11 protein-coding genes and 1 pseudogene are annotated in these 8,134 nt (G+C 42.9%); 2 read left to right on the forward strand and 10 right to left on the reverse strand.

The window, feature by feature from the left end:
- Positions 1–207: 207 nt before the first annotated feature.
- The 6 genes from BJP37_RS43190 to BJP37_RS01985 form a co-directional block, all read right to left on the reverse strand.
- A complete protein-coding gene (locus tag BJP37_RS43190; RefSeq protein WP_269086934.1) occupies positions 208–333 on the reverse strand; it encodes a hypothetical protein in 126 nt (41 codons plus the stop codon).
- A gap of 89 nt (positions 334–422) precedes the next feature.
- The gene (locus BJP37_RS38205) at positions 423–572 is read right to left on the reverse strand and encodes a hypothetical protein (RefSeq protein ID WP_158069356.1); all 150 of its coding nucleotides are present in this window, start codon (positions 570–572) and stop codon (positions 423–425) included.
- 35 nt (positions 573–607) lie between these two features.
- Entirely contained in the window at positions 608–814 is a 207-nt protein-coding gene (locus BJP37_RS35370) for a hypothetical protein (protein ID WP_143727423.1), read from the reverse strand.
- A 710-nt stretch (positions 815–1,524) separates the two neighbouring features.
- Entirely contained in the window at positions 1,525–1,737 is a 213-nt protein-coding gene (locus BJP37_RS35375) for a hypothetical protein (RefSeq protein WP_143727424.1), read from the reverse strand.
- Positions 1,738–1,812: 75 nt separating this feature from the next.
- Positions 1,813–2,028 (reverse strand): hypothetical protein, encoded by a 216-nt coding sequence (locus BJP37_RS35380; RefSeq protein WP_143727425.1) that lies wholly within the window; start codon positions 2,026–2,028, stop codon positions 1,813–1,815.
- A 262-nt stretch (positions 2,029–2,290) separates the two neighbouring features.
- Complete coding sequence (locus tag BJP37_RS01985; protein ID WP_075896063.1) at positions 2,291–2,488, reverse strand: hypothetical protein; 198 nt, start codon at positions 2,486–2,488, stop codon at positions 2,291–2,293.
- A 665-nt stretch (positions 2,489–3,153) separates the two neighbouring features.
- Here BJP37_RS01985 and BJP37_RS01990 point away from each other — a divergent pair.
- Positions 3,154–4,260 (forward strand): tetratricopeptide repeat protein, encoded by a 1,107-nt coding sequence (locus BJP37_RS01990; RefSeq protein ID WP_075896065.1) that lies wholly within the window; start codon positions 3,154–3,156, stop codon positions 4,258–4,260.
- 4 nt (positions 4,261–4,264) lie between these two features.
- Here BJP37_RS01990 and BJP37_RS01995 read toward each other — a convergent pair whose 3' ends face one another.
- Complete coding sequence (locus BJP37_RS01995; RefSeq protein ID WP_075896067.1) at positions 4,265–4,759, reverse strand: hypothetical protein; 495 nt, start codon at positions 4,757–4,759, stop codon at positions 4,265–4,267.
- 481 nt (positions 4,760–5,240) lie between these two features.
- Between BJP37_RS01995 and asnS the strand changes: the two genes are divergently transcribed.
- Positions 5,241–6,629: an asparagine--tRNA ligase gene (gene asnS / locus BJP37_RS02000; RefSeq protein WP_075896069.1), complete on the forward strand. Its 1,389-nt coding sequence runs from the start codon at positions 5,241–5,243 to the stop codon at positions 6,627–6,629.
- 145 nt (positions 6,630–6,774) lie between these two features.
- Here the strand turns inward: asnS and gifA are convergent, their stop codons facing one another.
- The 3 genes and pseudogenes from gifA to BJP37_RS02015 form a co-directional block, all read right to left on the reverse strand.
- On the reverse strand, positions 6,775–6,975 hold the full coding sequence (gene gifA, locus BJP37_RS02005; protein WP_070390908.1) for a glutamine synthetase inactivation factor IF7A: 201 nt from the start codon (positions 6,973–6,975) through the stop codon (positions 6,775–6,777).
- 122 nt (positions 6,976–7,097) lie between these two features.
- A pseudogene (locus BJP37_RS02010) lies at positions 7,098–7,805 on the reverse strand (glycosyltransferase); the annotation flags it as partial.
- A 17-nt stretch (positions 7,806–7,822) separates the two neighbouring features.
- Positions 7,823–8,134, reverse strand: a 312-nt coding sequence (locus BJP37_RS02015) for a zinc ribbon domain-containing protein (RefSeq protein ID WP_143727947.1), incomplete at its 5' end; no start/stop codon positions are given.

Consider the following 8,134-nt stretch of genomic DNA (forward strand, 5'->3'; position numbering starts at 1 on the left):
AATTGCTGGTATACTAGGTCTTTCTATTGCCTTATGCCCTAAATTTTGAGGCATGATCAGTTTGAAAGAGTGGGCAATTCTCAATAATGAGAGGTTAATGACATAAGGTTGGGATAACTTTTTCAGTCCAATTCGTTGACTGTCGGAAATTTCAGCAATTTTCGATGATTGTGCGTACGCCTTCAGCCGTGTTGATCGCGCTATCATTCACATTGGCCAGCAAAAGCGGTCAATAACTATAACAGTAGTTAAATTTTTCCACTCAATCCTCCGACTGTCGTAAATTCCAGCAATTTGGGATAATCGCGATCGCGTAGCGTGACTGTATGTCAATCGTGTTAGCTTGAGCAACTTCCTTAGTTATCGAAAATTACAGCAATTTGGGATAATCACGATAGCCTAGCTTAATCAACGCGCGTTAGTTATCGAAAATTCCAGCAATTTGGGATAATCACGTTCGCGTAGCGTGACCAAAGGTCAATACCGCTAGCTTCAGCAACAAAGCCGTGAAAATACTTTACTGTCGGAAATTCCAGCAATTCGGAATAATCACGTTCGCGTAGCGTGACCAAAGGTCAATACCGCTAGCTTAATCAACGCGCGTTAGTTATCGAAAATTCCAACAATTTGGGATAATCGCGTTCGCGTAGCGTGACTGCATGTCAATCGCACTAGCAACAGCAACAAAGCCGTGAAAATCCTTGGATTGTCGGAAATTACAGCAATTTTCGATAATCAGGATACTACTAGCAACAGCAACAAAGCCGTGAAAATCCTTGGATTGTCGGAAATTACAGCAATTTTCGATAATCACGATAGCTCCTTGTTGAGCAACGCGCGATAGTTATCGAAAATTCCAACAATTTGGGATAATCACGATAGCGTTAGCTTAATCAACCCACGATAGTTATCGAAAATTCCAACAATTTGGGATAATCACGATAGCGTTAGCTTAATCAACCCACGATAGTTATCGAAAATTCCAACAATTTGGGATAATCACGATAGCGTTAGCTTAATCAACCCACGATAGTTATCGAAAATTCCAACAATTTGGGATAATCACGATAGCGTTAGCTTAATCAACCCACGATAGTTATCGAAAATTCCAACAATTTGGGATAATCACGATATTGCTAGGTTAATCAATTTCCCTGGTTATCGGAAATTTCAGCAATTTTGGATAATCACGATAGTGTTTTGGTTGAGCAACAAAGGGTGAAAATCCTTTACTGTCGGAATTTCCAGCAATTTGGGCTCATCACGATACTGCTAGCTTAATCGACGCGCGGTAGTTATCGGAAATTCCAACAATTTGGGATCATCACGATACTGCGTTGGTTGAGCAACAAAGGGTGAAAATCCTTTACTGTCGGAATTTCCAGCAATTTTAGAAATCATGCGATCGCATAAGCGCGGAAGCTTCGCGTGACTCGCGTTAGCTTGAGCAACGGGCGATAGTTATCGAAAATTCCAGCAATTTGGGCTAATAACGATAGCGCTAGCTTAATCAACGGGCGATAGTTATCGAAAATTACAACAATTTCGGATGATCACGTTCGCGTAGCGTGACCAAAGGTCAATAGCGCTAGCAACAGCAACAAAGGGTGAAAATCCTTTACTGTCGGAATTTACAGCAATTTTGGATAATCGCGATAGCGCTAACTTGAGCAACGCGCGATAGTTATCGAAAATTCCAGCAATTTGGGCTAATAACAATAGCGCTAGCTTAATCAACTTCGATAGCTATCGAAAATTACAACAATTTCCGATGATCACGACAGCGCTAGCAACAGCAACAAAGCCTGAAAATCATTTACTGTCCGAATTTCCAGCAATTCGCGATCGCATAAGCGCGGAAGCTGAGGCCAAAGGCCACGCTTTGCGTTCGCGTAGCGGAGGCCTTTGGCCAAACGCTTCCGGAGCGTAGCGTGACTGCATGTCAATGGCGCGTTGGTTGAGCAACGGGCGATAGTTATCGAAAATTCCAGCAATTTGGGCTAATAACGATAGCGCTAGCTTAATCAACGGGCGATAGTTATCGAAAATTACAACAATTTCGGATGATCACGTTCGCGTAGCGTGACCAAAGGTCAATAGCGCTAGCAACAGCAACAAAGCCTGAAAATCCTTTACTGTCGGGATTTCCAGCAATTTTCGATAATCATGATACTACTAGCAACAGCAACAAAGGGTGAAAATCGTTCACTGTCGGAAATTTCAACAGTTATCCTAAATTCCAAGAATCTAAGAAATTATGCGATCGCTTGTGCGATCACATTCTTCGATCTTACTCCTCAGGTTGTTCGTCCATAGGCTCAGGCAAATCAAAAATAATAATAAATTTCCCATCAGGCATCAGTCGTTTAAGCGCCTGCAAATGCCCTTCGGCATCGGACCGGTTCCGGTAACGACCAACAACGACCCGTTGCATTTGTGGCAATAGGTGAATGACCGCCCATGGATAGAGGCGTTCAGAGTACGTCATAATTTTAGGTATCTCCTTAACTGGGGGACTAGAGCCAGCCCTAGACCCTGGAAAATCGTTGGCTGGCTCTTAACGTTTTCACGTCTATAATCCTATTATAGCATATAAATAACCTTTTATTATAACATATTTTAAAAACTTTTGTAACAAACTTGTGACGGAGCAGGGAGTAGGGAGCAGGGAGTAGGGAGATAGAGGAGATTTAAATTAGCGCTAGATAAATTCGGGCAAAGTATAGCGCTAATTTAATCTAATACCTTAATTATCCTAAGTACTCCTTAACCCTTAAAAATGTCAGCGCTAGATAAATTTGGCTAAAGTATAGCGCTAATTTAATCTAATACCTTAATTATCCTAAATATCCCTTAACGCTTTAAAAATATCAGCGCTAGATAAATTTGGCTAAAGTATAGCGCTAATTTAATCTAATACCTTAATTATCCTAAATATCCCTTAACGCTTTAAAAATATCAGCGCTAGATAAATTTGGCTAAAGTATAGCGCTAATTTAATCTAATACCTTAATTATCCTAAATATCCCTTAACGCTTTAAAAGGTTAGCGCCTTAAATCCATAAAACTAGCGCTATACTATTAACAGGGTTCCAGTAGCGTATCCCTACGAGCTACCTAATTTCTAACACTGGTGACATCACACCTAACCCTATGCTTAAGCAAATTGCTGATGCCTTTGAGCACCATGATTATCAAACTGCTGCGCGATTAATTAAAAAACTTCTGAAGCAAGAGCCCAATAATCCCTGGACACAGCTTTATCTAGGACGGCTCCAGGAAGTCAGAGGTAAGCTAGAAGCAGCCGAAAGAATCTATCGACAGTTACTGAAAGGAACACCTGTTCCTAAAATTATGGCGCAAGCTCGTCAGGGACTAGCACGCATAGAAGCTACAGCAAAAGAACAGCGCCGAGAAGCCTTAGCCCAAGCAACTGCTGACCCTGAAAGTAATCAATTGGGAGTATTAGTCCTAAAGCCGATCAGCCAAGAAGATAAACCAAAAGCAGCTCAAAACTTAGCTCGTATCCTGGGGATAGACCCTTACACCGCAAGGCTACAGCTACCTACTAGAGGCTGGCGTTTATATCGCACTGGACCTGTGGGAGAACTTAAGTATTATGGGTCATTACTGCGAGAAGCATCAATAAAATGTTTGTGGGCATCTGTAGCAGATATCAAAACAATTAATATCTATCAAGTTAAGTATTTTTATGACAGTAGTGACCAGGAAACTACTGTAATTTGTCACAACTCTCAGGGACAGTTGGGGTCTTTTAGCTTTAACTGGTCGGAAGTGACCCAACGAGTAGACGGACGGTTGCCTTTGTTTGAGAAGGTAGTAGACTTAGATGCGCGACGGAATTTAACTCGTAAAACCCAAACCTTAGACTATGCCCTGGTTTGTGACTTGCATTTACCACAGCGCCACAGTATTCTCAGACTATGCGATCGCAATTATCAATTTCAGCAAGGAATTGCTCTAACCCCCAAGTCAGTTTCTCGTCAGAACAAGCAATCCCAAGACTCTCGTGTACACCAAAGCACTACAAGAGAGAACTGGAACAACTTGACTGATTACTTAAACCTTCGGCTACTTGAGAAACCAGTATGGTCTGACTTTACCACCTTTGCGCAAACTGCTCTAGACTACCAAGACCTGCTAGAAAAACTGGAGTCTCATATCGACTTATTTCGCCTGGTCGAGACTCCTTGGGATCCAGCATTTCAGTTATATAGTGGATTAGTATTTCTTGACTAATCTATTAACGAGGCTGTTGCATCTGAGCAGCCATATCCAGGAACTTATTCATGCTAGGACCAGGACGACGACGAGGCATGATCATTGGTACGTATTTGGTCGCAAAGGTCGTTTCCTGCTGCCCTTTTGCCTTGTTATTAACCAGTGCTGCTGCTGAAGTGATTGCCGCTACTGGTGTTGGCTCAGGAGCAGCTGCCTTTTTTTTAGCTTCTGCTTCAGCTTGTTTCTTAGCCTTTGCTTCAGCCTTAGCCTTTGCTAGTTCTTCTTTCTTGGCTTGACGAGCAGATTTGGGCTTAGGAGCTTCAGCTGTTGCTACTGGGGTCGGAGTTTCCACTGTTGCCTCAGCTGTTGCTACTGGGGTCGGAGTTTCCACCGTTGCCTCAGCTTTAGCTGGTTCTGGCTTCTGTTCTACTGCTGGTTGTTCAGGGGTGCTAGTTTGGCTTTCGTCTAGCTCCAGGTAGAAGCCCTTGGATTTATTGCGCTTAAACAAACCTACCATTTACAAATACCTCTCTAAATTAGTTTTAATGGAAGCTATTACCAGAGTGCGATGAAGCAAAGCTTCCGCCAAAGGCGATTAGCCCGAAGGGCGTTGGCTAGCGATCGCAACTGGGGCTACAAGCTTGACCCAGGACATTTACCGGTAATCGGTAATCGGTAATCGGTAATCGGTAATTGTGCTTAATCCTTACTGATCACCTTTACCAACTAACCATTTACTGACAAACCCGACTCTGTCCTGGCGTGAATAGCCCCACTGCTTATCTTGGGTGACTAGTCGTTTGATGAAACTTAACCAAACGTTGCATTTGTCTAATAATTATGAGTGATTACTTTACTTATTGCAACAATTTAGAGATTTTTGTTCATTAAACTTTACATTTATCCCTTGATAAGTATATTTACTTAGATTTGTAGAGCTAAAGACCACCAGGTAATATAGAAAAGTTTACGATTCTCTCAGAATTTTGGGGAAAGCTATGGAAATTCGACGGATTGTTGAAGTTTTGCGCAATGGTCAACCAGATCAGTCTTTGACCATTCAAGGCTGGGTACGCACAAAACGGGAATTAAAGGACTTTGCCTTTATGGAAGTCAACGATGGCTCCTCCATGGCAAATTTACAGGTAGTGCTCAATCCAGACTTGTCAGATTATGAGACTATCCTGAAACGGCTTAATACTGGCTCATCAGTAGAAGTCACTGGTATACTAGTAGAATCTCTTGGCAAGGGACAGCGCATTGAACTAAAAGCATCCTCGGTGACAGTGTATGGGGAAGCAGATGAAAATTATCCCCTACAGAAGAAACGCCACTCCTTTGAGTTTTTGCGCACCATTAGCCATTTGCGATCGCGTACCAATACCCTAGGTGCAGTGTTCCGAGTGCGGAATGCCTGTTCCAATGCCATTCATCAGTTTTTCCAAGAACGAGGCTTCTTGTGGGTTCATACCCCAATTATCACCGCTAGTGACTGTGAAGGAGCGGGGGAGTTGTTCAGTGTCACTAACCTAGACTTAAAGAACATTCCCAAAACCGATAATCAAGCAGTCGATTACACTCAAGACTTTTTTGGACGACCCACTTACCTGACCGTCAGTGGTCAATTACAAGCAGAAATTATGTCAATGGCGTTTCGGGATGTGTACACCTTTGGTCCTACATTCCGAGCCGAGAATTCTAATACCTCTCGACATCTAGCAGAATTTTGGATGGTGGAGCCTGAGATGGCATTCTGCGATTTGAAGGGGGATATGGATTTAGCAGAAGCCTTTCTCAAGCATGTATTTAAGTCAGTATTGGAAAACTGTCCAGAAGATCTGGAATTTTTCAACAAGCGGATAGATAACAATGTTCTCGCTACTGCTGATAATATTATCAATAATCAGTTTGAGCGGATTACTTATACAGATGCGATCGCATTACTGGAGAAAACGGATCGTAAGTTTGAGTATGCGGTCAGTTGGGGTGTAGATTTGCAGTCAGAACACGAACGGTATCTAGCCGAAGAGTTGTTTAAAAAGCCCGTCATTGTCACGGATTATCCAGTAGAGATTAAAGCCTTTTATATGCGCTTAAACGACGACCAAAAGACTGTAGCCGCAATGGATGTGCTTGCGCCTAGGATTGGGGAGATTATCGGTGGTGCTCAGCGGGAAGAACGGCTGGATATATTAGAGAAGCGAATTCAGAATCAGGGGATGAATCCAGAAGATTTATGGTGGTATTTGGATTTGCGACGTTATGGTACAGTGCCCCATGCTGGATTTGGTTTAGGATTTGAGCGATTGGTGCAATTTATGACTGGTATGGCAAATATTCGGGATGTAATTCCGTTTCCCAGAACTCCTTTAAGTGCAGAGTTCTAAAAATCAAAACTATGGTTGGTTCTGCCCACAGCCGCCAAAGATGGGTAGTGGTAAAGATGTCGTGGTTTGGCTACGGTCTGGTAAAGGTAACGGAAGCTAAAATCACGAATTGTTTACCACTACCCAAAACTAGATTGACACAGTACTAGCTAAGTGCAGCATGGCTACGGTCATAGGTAGAGCGGAAACTAGGATGGGGTTTGCCTTGGATAGTACCCCAGTAGTCAGAATCTAAGCTATCTAGTCCTACTTCGGAAGCAACGCGACCGAGCATAGATTGCTGACGATTTTTGATCATGTGATGGTGATTCATCATCAGAGCCCTAGCTTTTTCTTGAGTAGACATTTTCCTTTCTCCGATTGCTTATATAAGATTGTTATGGAATTAACTTCCCTTACATTTATAACTATAGCAGTTATTCTGTATCAAAAACTACAAAATGACTTTTATTTACAAATCTTAATGAACTAGCAACTATCACGACTTTCCTTTAAAATATCCCAGAGCCACTGCTCTACGCGATCGCTCATGGCCTGATTAGAGTATTTAACTTCGAGGAGGCGACGGCATTCACGGCGGTCAATTTTATCCAAATTTCCCAAGGCTTCTACCAAGCCTTCCACAGAATCGGGTTCTACCAAAAAGCCATTTTTACCATCTTCGATAATTTCTGCTGATCCACCACGGTCATAGGAAATGACTGGTACTCCACAAGCAAGGGCTTCCATTGCCACAGTACTAAATGCTTCCACCCAATGAGGCGTCATCAGTAAGGCTCGACACTGACGCAAGTGTTTTTGGAGTTGATCAGTTGGGAGAAAACCCAGGTATTCTAGAGGGGCATTAGGGTAATCGTTGAGAATCTGCTGCCAATAGGGTTGATTTTGTATAAGACCCATAATTTTTAGTGGCTTAGCCGTTATATCTGATGCTGCCACTGCATCTTCTAAGCCTTTTTCTGGAGAAATTCGACCCACCCAGCCGACCCAGGGTGAGGGGGAGTCACAAAAGGAATAGACAGACAAATCAATGCCATTGCCCAAACAACGACAGCTATTCTTGAAGGCAAATGTTGCCGCTTGAGCCATTGAATGAACCCCTATTGTGCCAGGGAAATTAATGGCAACTTGTTCGATGATCTGATCCATCCCCTCGGTTAATGAACCCATAGTGACGTACTCCCGACGTTGCCCTAACGGGACAACGCGGGCTTCTTGCCAACACCAGGTATTCCTTCGGTTACTCGGCAAGCTTTACTTCTGACGGGACGTCCCACCGCCAAATCCAATATGTTTATTGCCGCATTCACATCACGATCCGCTGTAAAACCACAATGAGTACAAGAGTGGATGCGGTCTTTTAATTCTTTAGGAACTTTTGCTCCACAGTTAGAACAGTTTTGACTGGTATTTCTGGGGTTTACTGCCTTCGTGATCAGTCCAGCATTTGCGGCTTTGACTGACAAAATAGACAGAAATTGCCCCCATCCAGCATCTAATACAGA

Source organism: Moorena bouillonii PNG (assembly GCF_001942495.1).
GTDB lineage: Bacteria > Cyanobacteriota > Cyanobacteriia > Cyanobacteriales > Coleofasciculaceae > Moorena > Moorena bouillonii.